Annotated in this window: 16 protein-coding genes; 12 read left to right on the forward strand and 4 right to left on the reverse strand. The window is 38.0% G+C overall.

The features are described from left to right. Window positions 1–24: 24 nt before the first annotated feature. The 5 genes from ileS to ISX59_RS01930 all read left to right on the forward strand — a co-directional run bounded on the left by ileS (window position 25) and on the right by ISX59_RS01930 (window position 6,011). Window positions 25–3,450 (forward strand): isoleucine--tRNA ligase, encoded by a 3,426-nt coding sequence (ileS, locus tag ISX59_RS01910; protein ID WP_220575597.1) that lies wholly within the window; start codon window positions 25–27, stop codon window positions 3,448–3,450. Between the two features lie 35 nt (window positions 3,451–3,485). Next, window positions 3,486–3,866 (forward strand): TraR/DksA C4-type zinc finger protein, encoded by a 381-nt coding sequence (locus ISX59_RS01915; RefSeq protein ID WP_005777736.1) that lies wholly within the window; start codon window positions 3,486–3,488, stop codon window positions 3,864–3,866. A gap of 114 nt (window positions 3,867–3,980) precedes the next feature. Then, window positions 3,981–4,613: a lipoprotein signal peptidase gene (locus tag ISX59_RS01920; RefSeq protein ID WP_220575598.1), complete on the forward strand. Its 633-nt coding sequence runs from the start codon at window positions 3,981–3,983 to the stop codon at window positions 4,611–4,613. A 10-nt stretch (window positions 4,614–4,623) separates the two neighbouring features. Beyond that, window positions 4,624–5,670 carry a DUF4296 domain-containing protein gene (locus ISX59_RS01925; protein WP_032539297.1) on the forward strand — a complete coding sequence of 349 codons (1,047 nt, stop codon included), beginning with the start codon at window positions 4,624–4,626 and terminating at the stop codon, window positions 5,668–5,670. Between the two features lie 8 nt (window positions 5,671–5,678). Continuing rightward, complete coding sequence (locus ISX59_RS01930) at window positions 5,679–6,011, forward strand: hypothetical protein (protein WP_005777742.1); 333 nt, start codon at window positions 5,679–5,681, stop codon at window positions 6,009–6,011. Here the strand turns inward: ISX59_RS01930 and ISX59_RS01935 are convergent. After that, entirely contained in the window at window positions 5,965–6,726 is a 762-nt protein-coding gene (locus ISX59_RS01935; protein ID WP_220575599.1) for an RNA methyltransferase, read from the reverse strand. The two genes, ISX59_RS01930 and ISX59_RS01935, sit on opposite strands and share 47 nt — an antisense overlap. 340 nt (window positions 6,727–7,066) lie before the next feature. Here ISX59_RS01935 and ISX59_RS01940 point away from each other — a divergent pair, with 340 nt between their 5' ends. Both ISX59_RS01940 and ISX59_RS01945 read left to right on the forward strand, forming a co-directional pair. Beyond that, window positions 7,067–7,555 (forward strand): energy transducer TonB, encoded by a 489-nt coding sequence (locus ISX59_RS01940; RefSeq protein ID WP_227560225.1) that lies wholly within the window; start codon window positions 7,067–7,069, stop codon window positions 7,553–7,555. A gap of 120 nt (window positions 7,556–7,675) precedes the next feature. Then, the gene (locus tag ISX59_RS01945; RefSeq protein ID WP_005777747.1) at window positions 7,676–9,988 is read left to right on the forward strand and encodes a BamA/TamA family outer membrane protein; all 2,313 of its coding nucleotides are present in this window, start codon (window positions 7,676–7,678) and stop codon (window positions 9,986–9,988) included. An 82-nt stretch (window positions 9,989–10,070) separates the two neighbouring features. Here ISX59_RS01945 and ISX59_RS01950 read toward each other — a convergent pair whose 3' ends face one another. From ISX59_RS01950 to ISX59_RS01960, 3 genes are all read right to left on the reverse strand, one after another. Further along, window positions 10,071–10,625 carry a DUF3332 domain-containing protein gene (locus ISX59_RS01950; protein WP_005806068.1) on the reverse strand — a complete coding sequence of 185 codons (555 nt, stop codon included), beginning with the start codon at window positions 10,623–10,625 and terminating at the stop codon, window positions 10,071–10,073. Window positions 10,626–10,746: 121 nt separating this feature from the next. Beyond that, on the reverse strand, window positions 10,747–11,184 hold the full coding sequence (locus ISX59_RS01955) for a DoxX family protein (protein ID WP_220575600.1): 438 nt from the start codon (window positions 11,182–11,184) through the stop codon (window positions 10,747–10,749). 569 nt (window positions 11,185–11,753) lie between these two features. Beyond that, on the reverse strand, window positions 11,754–12,281 hold the full coding sequence (locus ISX59_RS01960; RefSeq protein ID WP_005806074.1) for a hypothetical protein: 528 nt from the start codon (window positions 12,279–12,281) through the stop codon (window positions 11,754–11,756). Window positions 12,282–13,238: 957 nt separating this feature from the next. Here ISX59_RS01960 and ISX59_RS01965 point away from each other — a divergent pair. From ISX59_RS01965 to ISX59_RS01985, 5 genes are all read left to right on the forward strand, one after another. Then, window positions 13,239–14,522, forward strand: coding sequence for a site-specific integrase (locus tag ISX59_RS01965; protein WP_137570022.1), 1,284 nt, complete (start codon window positions 13,239–13,241; stop codon window positions 14,520–14,522). 274 nt (window positions 14,523–14,796) lie between these two features. Further along, a complete protein-coding gene (locus ISX59_RS01970; RefSeq protein WP_370633221.1) occupies window positions 14,797–15,105 on the forward strand; it encodes a DUF3853 family protein in 309 nt (102 codons plus the stop codon). Between the two features lie 670 nt (window positions 15,106–15,775). Beyond that, on the forward strand, window positions 15,776–16,120 hold the full coding sequence (locus tag ISX59_RS01975) for a hypothetical protein (protein ID WP_255580113.1): 345 nt from the start codon (window positions 15,776–15,778) through the stop codon (window positions 16,118–16,120). A 101-nt stretch (window positions 16,121–16,221) separates the two neighbouring features. Beyond that, on the forward strand, window positions 16,222–16,614 hold the full coding sequence (locus ISX59_RS01980; RefSeq protein WP_032539295.1) for a hypothetical protein: 393 nt from the start codon (window positions 16,222–16,224) through the stop codon (window positions 16,612–16,614). Window positions 16,615–17,262: 648 nt separating this feature from the next. Continuing rightward, complete coding sequence (locus ISX59_RS01985) at window positions 17,263–18,294, forward strand: DUF3871 family protein (RefSeq protein WP_032539294.1); 1,032 nt, start codon at window positions 17,263–17,265, stop codon at window positions 18,292–18,294. Window positions 18,295–18,408 lie beyond the last annotated feature (114 nt).

An 18,408-nucleotide genomic window follows, 5' to 3' on the forward strand; every position in this document is an offset into this window, starting at 1 on the left:
AATAGTAAAATTGTAAATATAGCCATGAGCAAGAAATTTGCCGAATATTCGCAGTTCGACCTCTCGCAGGTGAATAAGGACGTATTGAAAAAATGGGACGAAAACCAGGTTTTCGCCAAGAGTATGACAGAACGTGAAGGCTGTCCTTCGTTTGTTTTCTTCGAAGGACCTCCATCAGCTAACGGTATGCCGGGTATTCACCATGTAATGGCTCGTTCTATAAAAGATATTTTCTGTCGTTACAAAACGATGAAAGGATATCAGGTGAAACGTAAGGCAGGTTGGGATACACACGGACTCCCTGTAGAATTAGGTGTAGAAAAGTCTTTAGGGATCACCAAAGAGGATATTGGAAAAACAATTTCTGTAGCAGAATACAATGCTCATTGCCGTCAGGATGTAATGAAATTCACAAAAGAGTGGGAAGACCTGACTCATCAAATGGGGTATTGGGTGGATATGAAGCACCCGTACATCACATATGACAACCGTTACATCGAAACACTGTGGTGGTTATTGAAACAATTGTATAAAAAAGGATTACTTTATAAAGGATATACTATCCAGCCATATTCTCCGGCAGCCGGAACAGGATTAAGTTCACATGAACTGAATCAGCCGGGATGCTATCGTGATGTGAAAGACACAACGGTAGTGGCACAATTTAAGATGAAGAACCCTAAACCCGAAATGACAGAGTGGGGTACTCCTTATTTTATAGCATGGACTACTACTCCATGGACACTACCTTCGAATACAGCACTTTGTGTAGGTCCTAAAATTGACTACGTTGCAGTTCAATCGTACAACGCATATACAGGACAGCCAATCACGGTAGTATTGGCAAAGGCACTGTTGAATGCACATTTCAACCCGAAAGCAGCCGAACTGAAGCTGGAAGATTATAAACCAGGTGATAAGTTGGTTCCTTTCAAAGTAATTGCTGAATATAAAGGTACCGATTTGGTAGACATGGAATATGAACAATTAATTCCATGGGTAAATCCGGGAGAAGGTGCTTTCCGTGTAATACTGGGCGATTATGTAACAACAGAGGACGGTACGGGTATTGTACACATCGCTCCGACATTTGGTGCGGATGATGCTCAAGTGGCAAAAGCTGCCGGTGTGCCTCCATTACAGTTGGTTAATAAAAAAGGTGAACTTCGTCCGATGGTAGATCTGACCGGTAAATTCTATACTTTAGATGAGTTGGATGAAGATTTTGTAAAACAGCGCGTTAACGTAGATTTATACAAAGAGTATGCAGGTCGTTTCGTGAAGAATGCTTATGATCCGAATCTATCCGATCAGGATGAATCATTGGATGTAAGTATCTGTATGATGATGAAAGTTAATAATCAGGCTTTCAAAATAGAAAAGCATGTGCATAATTACCCGCACTGCTGGCGTACAGACAAACCGGTGCTTTATTATCCGCTGGATAGTTGGTTTATTCGTTCTACTGCGTGCAAAGAGCGCATGATAGAGTTAAATAAAACCATTAACTGGAAACCGGAATCTACCGGAACCGGACGTTTTGGCAAATGGCTGGAAAACCTGAATGATTGGAATCTGAGCCGTTCCCGTTACTGGGGTACTCCGTTGCCTATTTGGCGAACAGAAGACAACAGCGACGAGAAATGTATAGAGTCGGTTGAGGAGTTATATAATGAAATCGAAAAATCGGTTGCCGCAGGGTATATGCAATCGAACCCCTATAAAGATAAAGGTTTCATACCGGGTGAATATAATGAAGAAAATTATAATAAGATAGATCTCCATCGCCCATATGTAGACGATATTATCCTTGTTTCAAAAGATGGTAAGCCTATGAAACGCGAAACAGACCTGATTGACGTATGGTTTGATTCGGGTGCGATGCCTTATGCACAGATCCATTATCCATTTGAAAATAAAGAGTTATTGGATAGCCATCAGGTATATCCGGCAGATTTCATTGCAGAAGGTGTGGACCAGACACGTGGATGGTTCTTCACTCTACATGCCATTGCAACCATGGTATTTGACAGTGTTTCATACAAAGCAGTCATTTCAAACGGATTGGTATTAGACAAGAATGGCAATAAAATGTCTAAACGCTTAGGAAATGCAGTTGATCCGTTCTCTACCATCGAGAAATATGGGTCCGATCCCTTGCGTTGGTATATGATTACCAATTCTTCTCCATGGGATAACCTGAAGTTTGATGTAGAAGGCATCGAGGAAGTTCGTCGTAAATTCTTTGGTACTTTATACAATACCTATTCTTTCTTTGCTTTGTATGCTAATGTAGACGGGTTTGAATACAAAGAGGCTGATGTTCCGATGAGCGATCGTCCGGAAATTGACCGATGGATTCTTTCTGTACTGAACACATTAATAAAGGAAGTAGATACCTGTTATAACGAATATGAACCTACTAAAGCAGGACGTTTAATTTCTGATTTCGTAAACGATAATCTGTCTAACTGGTACGTCCGCCTGAACCGTAAGCGTTTCTGGGGTGGTGGATTCACTCAGGATAAACTATCTGCATATCAGACTTTGTATACATGCCTGGAAACGGTAGCCAAATTAATGGCACCTATCGCTCCTTTCTATGCAGACCGTCTGTATGGCGACCTAATCAGTGCAACAGGACGCGATAATGTAGTTTCTGTCCATCTGGCGAAATTCCCGGAATACAATGAAAAAATGGTAGATAAGGAACTGGAAGCACAAATGCAGATGGCACAAGACGTTACTTCCATGGTGTTGGCATTGCGTCGTAAAGTGAATATTAAAGTTCGTCAGCCGTTGCAGTGTATCATGATCCCTATAGTGGATGAAGCACAAAAGGCGCATATCGAGGCTGTAAAAGCACTTATCATGAGTGAAGTCAACGTAAAGGAGATTAAATTCGTTGATGGTGCAGCCGGCGTTCTGGTGAAAAAGGTTAAATGTGACTTCAAGAAACTGGGACCAAAATTCGGAAAGCAAATGAAAGCTGTAGCAGCAGCTGTAGCAGAAATGTCACAGGAAGCTATTGCCGAACTCGAGAAGAACGGCCGTTATACCCTTAATTTAGATGGGGCAGAAGCTATTATAGAAACTGCAGATGTAGAGATCTTCAGCGAGGACATTCCGGGATGGTTGGTTGCCAATGAAGGGAAATTGACTGTTGCGCTGGAAGTTACTGTAACGGAAGAACTTCGCCGTGAAGGAATTGCACGTGAATTGGTAAACCGCATTCAAAATATCCGTAAATCAAGTGGTTTCGAGATTACAGACAAAATAAAAATAACATTATCTAAAAATCCGCAGACAGATGATGCGGTAAATGAATATAATGGTTATATTTGTAACCAAGTTTTGGGTACATCCCTTACTTTGGCAGACGAAGTAAAAGGCGGCACAGAATTAAATTTCGACGACTTCTCTTTGTTTGTGAATGTAGTGAAAGAATAATTCTAATACTAATAACCTAATAAACAGTAAAAGTTATGGCAGAAAAGACAAGATATTCGGATGCGGAGTTAGAAGAATTCCGTGCCATCATTAATGAAAAACTGGAACTAGCACAACGTGACTATGAACAGTTAAAACTGAGCTTAATGGGGCTTGACGGAAATGACACAGATGACACGTCCCCCACATATAAAGTCTTGGAAGAAGGAGCAAATACATTGTCGAAAGAAGAGACTACACGTTTGGCTCAACGCCAACTGAAGTTTATTCAGGGTTTACAGGCTGCTCTTGTACGTATCGAGAATAAAACGTATGGTATTTGCCGTGAAACAGGAAAATTAATTCCGGCAGAACGTCTGCGTGCTGTGCCTCATGCTACACTGAGCATTGAAGCAAAGAACAGTGGAAAGAAATAAATAGTAGGCTACGAGCTACCTATTGCAAGAGACAAGTGTATACACGGCAATATCGTGTTTCTCTTTAGCTTGTAATTGGTAGCTCGTAACTTATATAACTGATAGCTTAACAAAATGAAGAAACTACTCACGAAAGGACAAATCGCTCTGCTCGTCATTTTTTCCGTGCTGATCATTGATCAAGTGATTAAAATCTGGATCAAGACTCATATGTATTGGCATGAGAGTATCCGTATTACAGATTGGTTTTATATTTATTTTACCGAAAATAATGGTATGGCGTTTGGAATGGAGATATTTGGAAAACTCTTTCTGACTACATTCCGAATCATTGCAGTAGGCTTGATAGGGTGGTACTTATATAAAATAGTAAAAAGAGGATTAAAAACCGGATATATCATTTGTGTATCGTTAATCTTGACCGGTGCACTGGGTAACATTATTGACAGTGTTTTCTATGGAGTCTTTTTCAACGAAAGCACACATTCACAAATAGCCAGTTTTATGCCCGAAGGAGGTGGTTACTCCACTTGGTTCTATGGTAAAGTAGTTGATATGTTTTATTTCCCGATTATCGATACAAACTGGCCGGCATGGATGCCTTTTGTAGGTGGAGAGCATTTCATTTTCTTTAGTCCGATCTTCAATTTCGCAGATGCCGCCATTAGCTGCGGAATTATTGCCTTATTACTGTTCTATAGCAAATATCTGAATGATTCATACCATCATTCTGTGACCAAAAAGTAAAAAAGAGGTAATGAAAAAGTATTTCCGGTTTCAATTATGTTGTATCTGTCTTTTGGTACTGATAACATCTGCTTGTAAGGTGAAAAGACCTGATAGCGTTATATCAGAATCACAGATGGAAAATCTGCTATACGATTACCACATTGCCAAAGCGATGGGTGAGAACATGCCTGGTGGCGAGAATTACAAAAAAGCACTGTATGTAGAAGCTGTATTTAAGAAATATGGTACAACAGAAGAAGTTTTTGACTCGTCTATGGTATGGTATACACGCAACACAAAAATACTATCGGAAATCTATGAAAAGGTAAATAAAAGGCTGAAAGCCCAACAGGATGCCATCAACCACTTAATAGCATTGCGTGATAATAAGCCTAAGATGTCTGCTCCAGGCGACAGTATTGATGTCTGGGCATGGCAGCGGGTTGCCCAGTTAACGGGATCTCCATTGAATAATAGGTTCACGTTCACATTACCTTCTGATACAAATTTCAAGAAACGTGATGTATTGCTCTGGAAAATACAATATAACTTCCTGGATGGAATGCCGGACTCAACAATGGCTCCGGTAATGGCCATGCAGATTGTTTATAAGAACGACAGTGTGACCAATAGTTGCACGAAACATATATTTGAATCAGGAATTCAGGACATTCGTCTTCAATCAGATACGATGACTATCAAGGAAATAAAAGGATTCATTTTCTATCCGCAATCCCAAAAGTTAACAACACTTTTGGTTAGCGACATTTCGTTGACCCGTTATCATGTAAATGACTCATTAACACAAATGGGAAAAGACTCTTTAAATGCCGACTCAATAACAGAAAAAAATAAGGTAGATTCTATCCGGAAGAAAGCTCCCCAAGATACTATTCAAACGACGCCGGTACATCAACGGACTAATCCAAAGGATTTGAACCGCCCCAATAACGATGTCCGTCCCGTTAAACCGGAACAACGAGAGAAAGAGCAACAAATAGAAAAAGAAAAACAGCAATTAGAAAGACAGCAACGAACTAATCCAAGGAGACCATTGCGTCGTCAGAATAATTAGAAAATAAGATGAAACGTTTTGCTGCACATTATATATTTATTCCGGAAAGTGGATTTTTAAAACTGCATGCCATAGAAATGGAGGGAGAGTATGTCTATCGTATTTTTCCCTGTAGTGAAGAAATTGAATCTGTAGAATGGTTTCCCGGTGTCATTTTATTGATTCCGCAAGAAAGGATGGATATAAATAATACTTTGTTCAACTTAACCAATACCGATGAACAAAGTATTACTATTCCGGAAATTACCTCATGCATGAAATGGCAGGCTTATTTGTTATTTCCATTTGACTTTGCTACAATGCGGCCTGTCGCCGAAACTCAGCGCAGACAATTGCGGTAGCAATGGCTACATTCAATGATTCTGAGGTCTCGCGTTCCTGAGGATAATTTGGAATGTATAACTTACGGTTTACCAGCTTTTCCACTTCGGTTCCAATACCATTTCCTTCATTCCCCATTACTATTATTCCATTCTTTGACAAAGGCTGCTCATACATATTCTTTCCATCCAGAAAGGTACCATATACCGGTACATTTCCCAGTACATGAATCAACTCTGACAATGCGATATAATGTACTTTTACTCTGGCAATGCCTCCCATAGTAGCTTGTATGGCTTTAGGATTAAAAACATCAACAGTATTGGGCGAACAGAAAATGTGTTCAATACCAAACCAGTCTGCAAGACGAATGATTGTCCCAAGATTACCGGGGTCTTGAATATCATCCAAAGCTAAACATAAAGAGTTACGAATAACTTCTGTATCGATCTCGTACTTCGGTTGTTCAAACAATGCCAGTACTTGTTGAGGGCTCTTCAACAAACTGGCACGAGATAAATCCTCAGGACCGACTTCAATTACCTCCACAGCCTTAACTGCAGAATGTTCTCTAAGCCATTCCGAAGTGGCCGCCAAAAACTTGCAAGGGAAATGTCCCAGTAAATCACCTACCAATTTGGGACCTTCTGCCAGAAAGACTCTTTCTTCTTTCCTATTTTTTTTTAATTCCAGCGATCGGATATATTTAACTCTATTTTTACTTAATGTTCCCATCTAACTCTAATTTTACGGCAAAGCTATAAAGATATTCCCAATTAACTATTATATTTCTAATCCTTTTTATGTCTTTATTTTCTTACCATTAACAAACTTTATATTGATAAATATAAACCATCTACTTAAATTTAGTAGATTTGTAATACATCATTATATTGATATCCAGAACGAAGAAGGTATGCCCAGACACATAAAATACAATAAAGAAAGAAGAACAGTATCTTCTCTTAAAAAATAAATAAGCTCTGATTGGCTGCAGCAAATCCAGATATTAATCCTAATGTATAACCTTTAAAAACGAATTAAAATGTTGAACGAAAAAAGAACTCAAAAAATTATGAAGAGCAAATTTCTGATATTTCTGCCGGTAGTAGCCATGTTGCTATTGTTTAGCAATTGCGGGAGTAAAACAAGTAACGAGCAGGCTGTTACCGAAGTGAAAGACTCTGTAAGTGCCACACAATCCCTTAAAGAAGAAGTTGTACCGGACTCTGTAGCTATACTAAAAGACGTAGTGTATGATGTCGTTGATAGTGCTCCTACATTTCCGGATGGAATGAAGGCATGCTTACAGTTTATTGCAAAGAGCATCAAATATCCGGCCCAAGCTATTGAAAACAAGGAAGAAGGTCAGGTAGTAGTTCAGTTTATTGTTTCTAAGAATGGTAAACTGCTTAACCCGATTGTTGTAAAAAGCATATCTCCGCTACTTGATGCGGAAGCTATCAGAGTGGTAAACTCAATGCCTGATTGGATTCCTGGAAAGCACAAAGGCGAAAATGTAAACTCACGATTTACACTTCCGGTCAGGTTTAGGCTTAAATGATGTAATCATCTATAAAAATGCCGGAAGAGTAGAAATGCTCTTCCGGCATTTTTATTTCCCAAAACAAAAAATATGGTTTATATTTGTAACCTATTTGGCGTAATCTATTAAAAACCGTATATGAAGAAAGGGGTTCTTTACACGATTCTTCTTTATTTTGTTTTGTCACTGGCTTCGTGTTCTGCCACTAAGTTTGTGCCGGAGGGTTCTTATTTGTTGGATGAAGTAAAAATACATACTGATAATAAAGACATAAAACCGTCGGACATGCGACTTTATGTGCGACAGAATCCTAACTCGAAATGGTTCAGTGCAGTCAAGACTCAACTGTATGTGTATAATTGGTCCGGAAGGGATTCTACGAAATGGCTCAATAAATTCTTGCGCAAGATAGGAGATGCTCCGGTTATCTATAATGAAGCCGATGCTATCCGTTCGCAAGAAGAAATTGCAAAAGCAGTGCAGAATCTCGGCTATATGGGAGCTACCGTAAAAAGAACCATAAAAACTAAAAAGAAAAAGCTAAAACTGTTTTATGAAATCAATTCAGGCAAACCTTATACTGTACGCACACTGAAGTATGATATTTCTGATAAGAAAATAGCCGAATATCTTCAAAATGATTCTACCAAATCAACGTTGAAAGAAGGAATGCTTTTCGATGTAAACACACTTGATGCGGAACGGCAACGTATTACAGACTACTTATTGTGTAACGGTTATTATAAATTTAATAAGGATTATATTACTTATACGGCAGATACTGCCCGCAATACTTATCAAGTAGATTTGACTTTACATCTGTTGCCCTATAAAGCTTATGTTGGTGATGTTCCTAAAGAACATCCTCAGTACAAGATCAACAAAATCAATTTTATCACTGATTATGATGTCTTGCAATCATCAGCTCTGAGCAGCATTGAAATTAATGACTCTTTGCATTATAACGGATTTCCGATCTATTATAAAGACCAACTGTATTTACGTCCTAAAGTGCTCGTAGATAACTTAAGATTCACCTCCGGAGATTTATATGATGAACGTAACGTACAAAAGACCTATACTTATTTTGGGAGGCTTTCAGCTCTCAAGTATACTAACATTCGTTTTTTTGAGACACAAAATGACGATAGTACCAGACTGAATTGCTATGTAATGCTAACCAAAAGCAAGCATAAATCCATTTCTTTTGAGTTGGAAGGTACTAATTCGGCAGGTGATTTGGGAGCTGCCGCGTCCGTTTCTTTTCAACATAGAAATTTATTTCGCGGCTCAGAAACTTTCATGGTAAAATTCCGAGGAGCTTATGAGGCCATATCCGGATTACAGCCGGGATATAAAAACCATAATTATACTGAATACGGAGTTGAAACAAGCATCAATTTCCCCAGTTTCTTATTTCCCTTTCTTACTTCTGACTTTAAACGGCGGATAAGAGCAACGACAGAGTTCGGACTACAATACAATTATCAATTACGCCCCGAGTTCTCCCGTACCATTGCTTCGGCTTCATGGAGCTACAAATGGATGCAAAAGCAAAAGATTCAGCACCGCATCGATTTATTGGATATCAGTTACCTCTACCTTCCCTGGATTTCTCCTCAATTCCAGGAAGACTATATTGATAAGGACAAAGACAACTACATCCTCAGATATAATTATGAAAATCGTCTTATTGTACGTATGGGATATACTTATAACTATAATAGTGCAGGAGGAACCCTTGTCAATAATACGATAACTTCCAATTCTTATTCCATACGGGCAGGCTTCGAATCTGCAGGCAACATTCTTTACGGAGTCTCTAAAATGATTAATATGAGAAAGAATAAAGATGGGGAATATGCTATTTTAGGGATACCTTATGCACAATATTTGAAAGGCGACTTTGATTTTGCCAAAAATATTATAATCGATCATCGCAATTCCCTTGCGTTTCATGCGGGGATAGGAGTTGCCGTACCTTATGGAAATGCAAAGGTAGTTCCTTTTGAGAAACGTTATTTCTCAGGAGGAGCCAACAGCGTAAGAGGATGGTCTGTACGTAATTTAGGACCGGGCTCTTTTGCTGGCGATGGAAATTTCATGAATCAGTCCGGAGATATCAAATTGGATGCAAGCATCGAATACCGGACCCGTCTGTTTTGGAAGTTCCGCGGAGCGGCATTTATCGATGCAGGTAACATATGGACTATCCGTGAATATGAAAACCAGCCGGGAGGAGCTTTTGAATTCGACAAGTTCTATAAGCAAATCGCAGTGGCTTATGGATTAGGGCTCAGACTGGACCTTGACTTTTTTGTACTTCGTTTTGACGGAGGTATGAAAGCTGTAAATCCTAAATATGAGAAAACAAAAGAACGTTATCCTATTATTCATCCTAAATTTAGCCGTGATTTCGCATTTCATTTTGCTGTAGGCTATCCATTCTGATTCTATTAAGGATAGAGATAAAAAAAAGATGAAACTGACTCTCAGAGCGGTTTCATCTTTATATTTATAGTTATTTCGATAATCAGCGTGCTGCAAAAAGCAGTCCGCCCATTGTAGCCTGACGTGCAGCCATCATACCTTGTGCATCAAGAGTTACGTTCATCTTTTCTCCATTCGGTAAATTCATTTCAGCAGTACCGTCATTGTTCATTTTCAACAATTCCGTGCTGACTCCGTCAGCAACAACATTCCAAGTGTTTGCTTCTTTGTTATAAATCAACTCCATAGCTGAATCTTCACCTTCTTTAGTGATGGAATAACCATTCTCAAGGGTCTTTACCAGATAATCTCCGTTCTCACCCTTTACTTTCTTCACATCACCTACATTAGCCATAGGATTGGTGCCACTCCAGAATTCGATTGAGTTAATTACCAATGCATCTGCCAGATAAGCGACACCATATACCGGAACGATATTTAAAGCAAGGAAAACAAGTTCATTTACAAATTTTGTACCAATGGACTGATTCCATGACGAAATGCGATTGAACAATCCGAATGATCCTACACATGAACTAAACAGGATAGTACCACTGAGAAAAATGGCAGCAACCAAAGTTAATCTGTTCTTTTTCATACTAATTTTTTTATTTGTTATTAGGTTAATATTATGGATCATTTATATAAAAACGATCCTGTTATAATCTGCAAATATACTCTTTTTAGCTAAAGAGAACAAATTTAGGTTACTTTTCTGCTTACATTTTCCTTTTGTTTCGGAGTTGCCGGCCTATCATATAATCGACAGAATATTTCCCCGGTCCGCTTATATACATCAAAATAAAAACAATCAAATATACTAATGCCAATTCTTTCATTGCAAATGCATCATTTGCATGAATAACAAAGAATGCAATACCCATAGTAAAGATCATTGGAATCATGGCCAACCTGTAAAGAAAACCTATAATAAAGGCCATCGAACATACTAACTCTGCAAAGATGGCCAACCCCAAGGAGAGGGGAGAACCTAATCCCAACGGATCAGGAAAGGATGTGGAAAGTTCCTGAAAATTACTCCATTTTTGTATGCCATGATTCATTAACAATAATCCAAACGAGATTCTTAGAATCAGCAGGAATGCGGATGCTCCCATACTGTCTGGTTTAAGAGGAAATAAAAAATTGTAAATCATAAGTTTATATTTTTAGATTTTATAATATAAACAACTATCCGTTTTGTATTGTTTACTTGATACAGATCAAATAATAGCCAGATCCCCCCAAAAAGCAATATCAAAATACAACTCATGAATTATCATTTTTGTTATATCGGCGAATGACAACTAAAATGAAAGGAATGTGATCATGAAAAAAATAGGGAAGTTTCTGAGAAGCTGTCTGGAGGAGATTGGCAGAAATACTCTTAAAGAATATGGCTACTCTGATGACAAATAAATCTCTTACTGATGTTATTATTGGAGAAATGTATCGTATTCTCAGGAACAATGCATTTATTTTCATCCGAATATGCAAAAAAAATGTAATACGAACATCTTTTCAAAATCCAACCTGTTATATAGTCAATAAAATAAAGGGATTATGGAATATATAATTATTTATATAGCTTTTTTGCTTATCACGTGGGCATTTATAATGAAAAGTATACATGATGCACCGGAAATGGAGGATACAGAGAGTAATCCTCTATAGAAATAAAGGAGGATTGATACTCTGAATAGTATAAAATCCTCCTTTATTATTCTTATTTATTATTATTTTCCGAAGAAGGAGCAATGTAATCTTCTTTAATGAATTCGTCATACACCTTTTTCGGATGATCAAACGGAGCTACTCCAGTGCGATTTTCATTAAAATTCTCACGTCTGAATTTCTTCAGTTTAAGATTATCCTCAGCATATTCCCGGAGTTTTTTCTTTTCATGCCCATACAATGAACTATCCAAAACTTCCGAATCCAATAAACTCTCTTTAGGAGTTATAGACGGCAATAAGTTTTGTTCTAATAACCCACGATAAGCACCGTTGTATTCACACCACACACAATCTCCCAATATAAACAGCCGATAAGTGTATCTGGACCATGCTGTTTTAATAGTAACCTCACGAGAGTAGATCTCCACAGTTGCCTCCGAATCGAATGCACGATCACGGATTACGACTAATTTCCTACCTGAAATATCTTCCTTAATAAGGGTCGTCCATCTTTCGGAATTTAGAATTTCCCCGATTATTTCAGGTAACTTTTCCTTAATTTCAAATTGTATTCTCATATCATTCGCCTGTGGGCCAGGACTTATTAATTGCCCCCAATTATAATCTATTTCCTAAAGATAGTAAGTTTCAAGGTTAAAAACAAAATAAAATCCATTTTTTTCCAGTCTTTTTGCTATAATTATCTATCTATTTACTATCAAATACATAAAAACGGAGTAATCGGAAATTTTTGTTGGCATTCATCTTTATGTAAAAAGGGACAGTCCGATTGCAGCCCATAAAAATGATTAAAGTACACCTAAGGAAATATAATCAGAACTTAACCACAGGAGCGGTATACATTTCTTTTTATTGGTTGTAAAGACCCAATTATAAAATAACAAATCACTTTACTATAAAGTGCTGAAACATAGAAAATAAACTTTTCAGACCGATAGTTAAAGTCCATCTTACGGGCTAAGATCTACATCTTAGCTCGCAAGATACACATCTTGGCCCGCAAGATCTGTATCTTAGCTGCCAAGATGAACTTGAATTATAGGGAGTAACCATTTTCCCAAGGATCAAAAGATACTCTTCCACCTGAATCTTTAGGTTTCATTATTGATGGACTATCCTTACTTATCAGGAAAAACATCAATACGAAGAAGGTTGTGTGACAAAGGCATCGCTAAGATGCAGAAATATAAAGAGAGGAGCACCAACAAAAATTTCCGATTAATTCAATATCTTGTTGAAGAACAGAAGCAAAATAAAAATAAACACATAAAAAATCCACTACATTTTTATATGCAGTGGATTTATAACGAATTGTACACCCTCAGGGAGTAGAACTGATATTTAAACTAATAATATTAAATACTTAACAATACTCAATATCAGTACATTATATTATATATCCATATATTACATATTCACGAAATCTTAATAAATAGCATCAAAAAGAGGGGTAAAAACAACTTTTACCCCTCTTTTTTGTTGCTCCATTGTTTAATTTAAAATTTAATAGAAACATGAACATCAGAAAGAATCTACGGGTTTTCATCAAATCCCGTAACAAGCAGATTATTTGTCGTGTGAAGTGGGTAAAAGGAGAAATAGACTTTTACATTGGTTACTACGGCGACGAGACTAAATGGGATAAAGCAAACCAATTACCGCTAAGGAATACGACCCATACGGTAGGGAAGCATAAAGCGATTGCATCAGAAATAAGCCGTGCCATTGGAGGCTACAAAAATGCGATAGAGGATGTTTTCAAATATTATGAGGGTGTCCAGCATATACCGACAAAGGAGGAAGTCAAACTAATGATTAATGAAAGGCTTGGAAAAGTCAAGGTATCAGTAGAAAACAAAAACTTCTTTACGGTATGGGACGAATACATAGAAGTTCAAAAGAAGCAAAAGAACTGGGTGCCGAATGTGACAAAGAAATTCATCTCCTTAAAAAACATCTTGCGAAGTTTTTCTCCTGACCTCTCATTTCAGAACCTTACAGAAAACAAACTGCTGGCTCTCCGAGATTGGTTTGTTGAATATCGTACGGAAGATAAAAACGGAAAATTACAACATAAATACCGCAATACGACTATTAATAAGTACTTTGAATTTTTAGGTTGGTTTCTGCGGTGGGCTGCCGAGAATGGAATGCTAATTCATCGGGAAGTCCTGAAATTCAATACTTGTCTCAAAGAGATTCCGACTCCCGTTTCCTTTTTGAATATAGAAGAATTAATGCAGTTTTATAATTACCAATATCCTAAAAAAGACGGAATATTGGAACTATCAAGAGATATGTTCTGTTTTATGGCATTTACATCCATTCGATACAGCGATTTAAAATCCCTTTGCTGGAGTGACATACATGGAAAGATTATGGAAATCGTTACGGAAAAGACTGATGAACGACTGCAAATCGAATTGAATGATTACGCTTTGGAAATCTTGAAGAAATATAAAAAGATGAAGCAGAAAGGAAATCATGTGTTCCCACCGCTGTCAAATCAGAAATTGAACAGTCATTTGAAAGAAGCTGCATTATTAGCTCAACTAACAAAAACGTGGGTTGATGAATACTACATAGGAAATGACCGCATAAGGGAAGAATACAAATTTTATCAAATAATCTCCTCTCATGACGGGCGCCGAACCTTTATATGTTGTTCGCTTGCGTTTGGAATCCCTCATACAGTCGTAATGAAATGGACGGGGCATCGTGATTATGCCTCAATGAAACCATACATTGAGATTTCGGACAAGACGAAGGCTGCATATATGGGAAAATGGAATTTCTAATAGATTGATAGTCTGTTATCTTATATAAATATTAGGCAGGAATATAATCTGATGAAGTGAATATTCCTGCCTATTCTTTGTTTTTCAATAATATCTATTTTATCTTTACACCCGAAAATAGATAAGGTATTATGACCGTGTAAAATCAGGGCTTTTTTATAGAGCCATGTTCGCATCATAGGTCTATCAAGACAGATTTTACAGAAGGACTGCACCATACTCTTCTACAGTTGTAAATATGGTGCGAGATGAACGTAAATTTATTAAATGTTTAATCATGGACATTAACAAGCCCGTGGGGGCGCTTACGGTTCAAGAACTTCTTGATATCTTACAACCAGTTATTTCCAATCAGAATCCCATTCACCCTGAAAAAACGGAGAATGTAAAACATCTTGTTTACGGATTGAAAGGACTTGCAGAGCTACTTCATTGCTCCATAGCAACCGCCAACCGAATAAAGCAGGAAGGTTGCCTTGACAAGGCTATATCGCAGGTCGGACGGAAAATAGTTATTGATGCTGACCTCGCTTTGAAACTGATGAAAAGTAGTTGGAAAGCATATCTCCGAGCCAAGAGGTAAGATAGTCAAAATGGGAAGATGAAGCCGTTTCTCGGTTTTTGGGAAGCGGCTTTATACTTTTATCCCCCACGTAAAAAAGTGCCTATAAGCGTCTGAAATGCGGTTTGTTGACATTTTTTTCTATCTAAGAAACATCTCTCCTCAATACATGTGTGCTGTATATGCAAAAAACAAAGGCTTTTTTCTTGGCTGATTAGTTTTAATAAAGTAATTTTGCATTGCATTTCGTTTACGAGGTGCAGACATATTATAATAAAAGAGCGTTTAAGATATTATCTTGTACTGGAATCTCGACAATTCTTTTACCCAAGATAATAAGCAAGAACGCTCACGCTGATGTTATATATCTGCTCTGCTTGGAGCAGTCTATATATCGTTTGGCGTGGGCTATTGTTTATTATTGGGTAAGGGCAGTCGAGAGCCTCAGTACAGTAATATTCAATGTTCCCACGCCTCTTTATTTTTAACAGCTTACAAGGGAGCAGGTAAGCATCAATCTGAAACAAAATGAAAATATTAAGATTAATCGGTATGCTTCTTGTTTCTGTAACAGTGAGCATAAACTCTCTAACGTGCAACGCCCAAAACTACAAAGGTTCTATTGAAGGCGGTAGAACTTTCCATACTGACGATATAGGAATGTTCAGCACTACTGATATTTATACAACGCATGGGGTTCAGCTTGGCTCTCGTTTTTTATATCGGTGCAGGTGTAGGTGTACGTTTAGGCGATGATTATACTTCCATACCGCTATATGGTAGCGTGAGATACACCTTCCTCAAAAAGAAAATCTCTCCGTTTATTGATGCGAAAGTAGGCTATAGTCTGCTTGACGCAGCAGGATTCTATGCAAATCCGGGAGCTGGTGTGAATTGGAATTTTTATAAGACGTTATCTGTGTTTCTGAAAGTTGGGTATACTTATAATTCCAAAGCATACGGAGAGGCTTGGAACAAAGACGGTGATGATGTTTATCCGCATGGCGTCTCTGCTTCTATAGGGTTTAGTTTCTAATCAAAAAAGCGTGCGGCTTTATGTCGTGTTCCTCATGCCTTATTATTTTATAACGCTCTGAGAAGGAACATAGGAGCAGAAATAACAATCTATTAGTTAAAATGAAAACATTAAGATTTATCGGAATGGCTATTGTAGCCGTAATTATGTGTGTGAACTTCGCAGCTTGTAGCGATGATGATGAAGAAGAAGCAAACGCTACAATCGAGGGTACTTGGAAATATACTTCAAGCTCTGATGAAGATTTGCGTTCAGGTTCTTTCACTTTCAAAAGTAATGGTAGTTTAGTTTGGGATGACGGAGAAGAAACTTCATCTAATTGTTCTTATACCTTAAATGGTAGCAACCTGAAAATCATACTGAATCAGGATGATTATATTGAAGGTACGATAGCTATTTCTAAAAATCAGGCTACTTATAAATATACTTGGCATGATTACGCAGGGGAATGGGATGACGATACTGAATATATCATGACTTTAGTAAAGCAATAGAAAATAAAAGAAGCCGTGAGAAAGTCGTAATGGAATGCTCTGTTACGACTTTTTATTTTAGAGTAAGATTTTAAATTCATTCTACGAATTATCCTGAATGAATAAGGGGTAAAATATTACCCCCCCTCATTAACAGACAGCCCATCTTGAAATGCGATTTTCTTATACCTATAAGCATAAGAAGCCTATCCTTTAATATCCCCCCGCACTATTCGCTTTTAAAATTTTAATCCTCACCCTTCCTAAAATTAATCTTGGCAAGACGATTCAAATTAACAGGCTTTTAACAAAAATTCCATTATGGTTTCTGCATATATCATTCATTTTCCTTCAATACCACAACACTATTTATCAGGCTATTTTCTGTGAAATAACACAAGATAGAAAAAGACTAACGATAGCTGAAAAGCCCCGATACTTCAAGCATTGGTTATTAACCTGATTTTAAGAGAATGAAGCGATGAAAAAGCACTACTTTACTTTTTCATCGCTATACCTGATGAATTAATTCTCCCAATCCGTTCCAATATACTCCCAAGTCCACTTTATAACCCTGTCTATATTCAGATAGGAACAATATACGGACGAGATACCGTTTAGCATACTTTCTATCCGTAAACCAATCAATAACCATTAATATTTATCAACATGGAAGCAGTAACCATTTTGCCGAATACGGCACAGCAAGAACCGAGAAAGACCTTAGGGCTAAACAGCTACGCAGACGATGCAGAAATCCTCTTAGACGAGCCGAAAACCGTCAAGAAGACAAATCACTTTATCGAAGCGAACACCTCGGAAATCGACCTGAAATCTCTTAAATCGGAATGTATCATTCCCGTCTTTGCGAAGGACAACGAACTCACAATTTCACACCCTGCATTCATTGAAACCGCCTATGATGCAGCCACTTCCTTCTTCAATGGAGAACGCATAGAGACGCCAGCTATTCGGGTTTCTCATGTGGTGAAAGGAAGAATACCCGAAGCGATACACAAGCCCGCAAATCAACTCTTAGAAAGCGACAAGACCATTTATTATGAACGGTGTGCATTCGCCATTGATGTTCCTACAATATTCGAGACAGTAGGTGGCAACAAACTGAATCTCTCCATTGTAGGGGTGCGTGCGTACAATCGTGAAAACCTGTACAGTAGAAAGACATTGGAACGGTTCAGCGTAGCTATCGGCTTTGTGAATCAAGTGTGCTGCAATATGTGCGTGTTCACTGACGGCTACCGTTCTCAAATAGAGGTCAGCAGTACAAAAGACTTGTACCGTGCTTTATTGGAATTGTTTAACCAGTACAACCCTGCAAAGCATCTGCATCTGATGCAGTCTCTTGGTAATACAGTGATGACCGAACACCACTTTGCTACCTTGTTGGGAAGAATGCGGCTGTATCAGTGCTTGCCACAAGGCTATCAAAAACGACTACCAAGAATGCTGCTGACCGATACGCAGATAAACTCCGTAGCAAGAGCATACATTAGTGACGAGAATTTCGGTAGCTTCGGTAGCGAACTGGATATGTGGCGGTTCTACAACCTTCTGACTGGAGCTAACAAGTCAAGCTATATCGACAGCTTCTTAGACAGAAGTCTGAACGCTACTGAAATAGCGGTAGGAATAAGCAGCGCATTACATGGTGATGAACGATATAAGTGGTTCATTGATTGATGAACTCGATTGGGAGGAAAGAGAGGGCATCCGTTGTGATGTCCTTTCTTTTAATCCTAATACTGATATGAAGTTCTGTTATGCAATCAGGCTGTTACTTGAACAAATTAGACA

Origin of the sequence: Bacteroides sp. FSHCM14E1, assembly GCF_019633785.1 — a bacterium.
In the GTDB taxonomy this organism is placed as follows: Bacteria; Bacteroidota; Bacteroidia; order Bacteroidales; family Bacteroidaceae; genus Bacteroides; species Bacteroides hominis.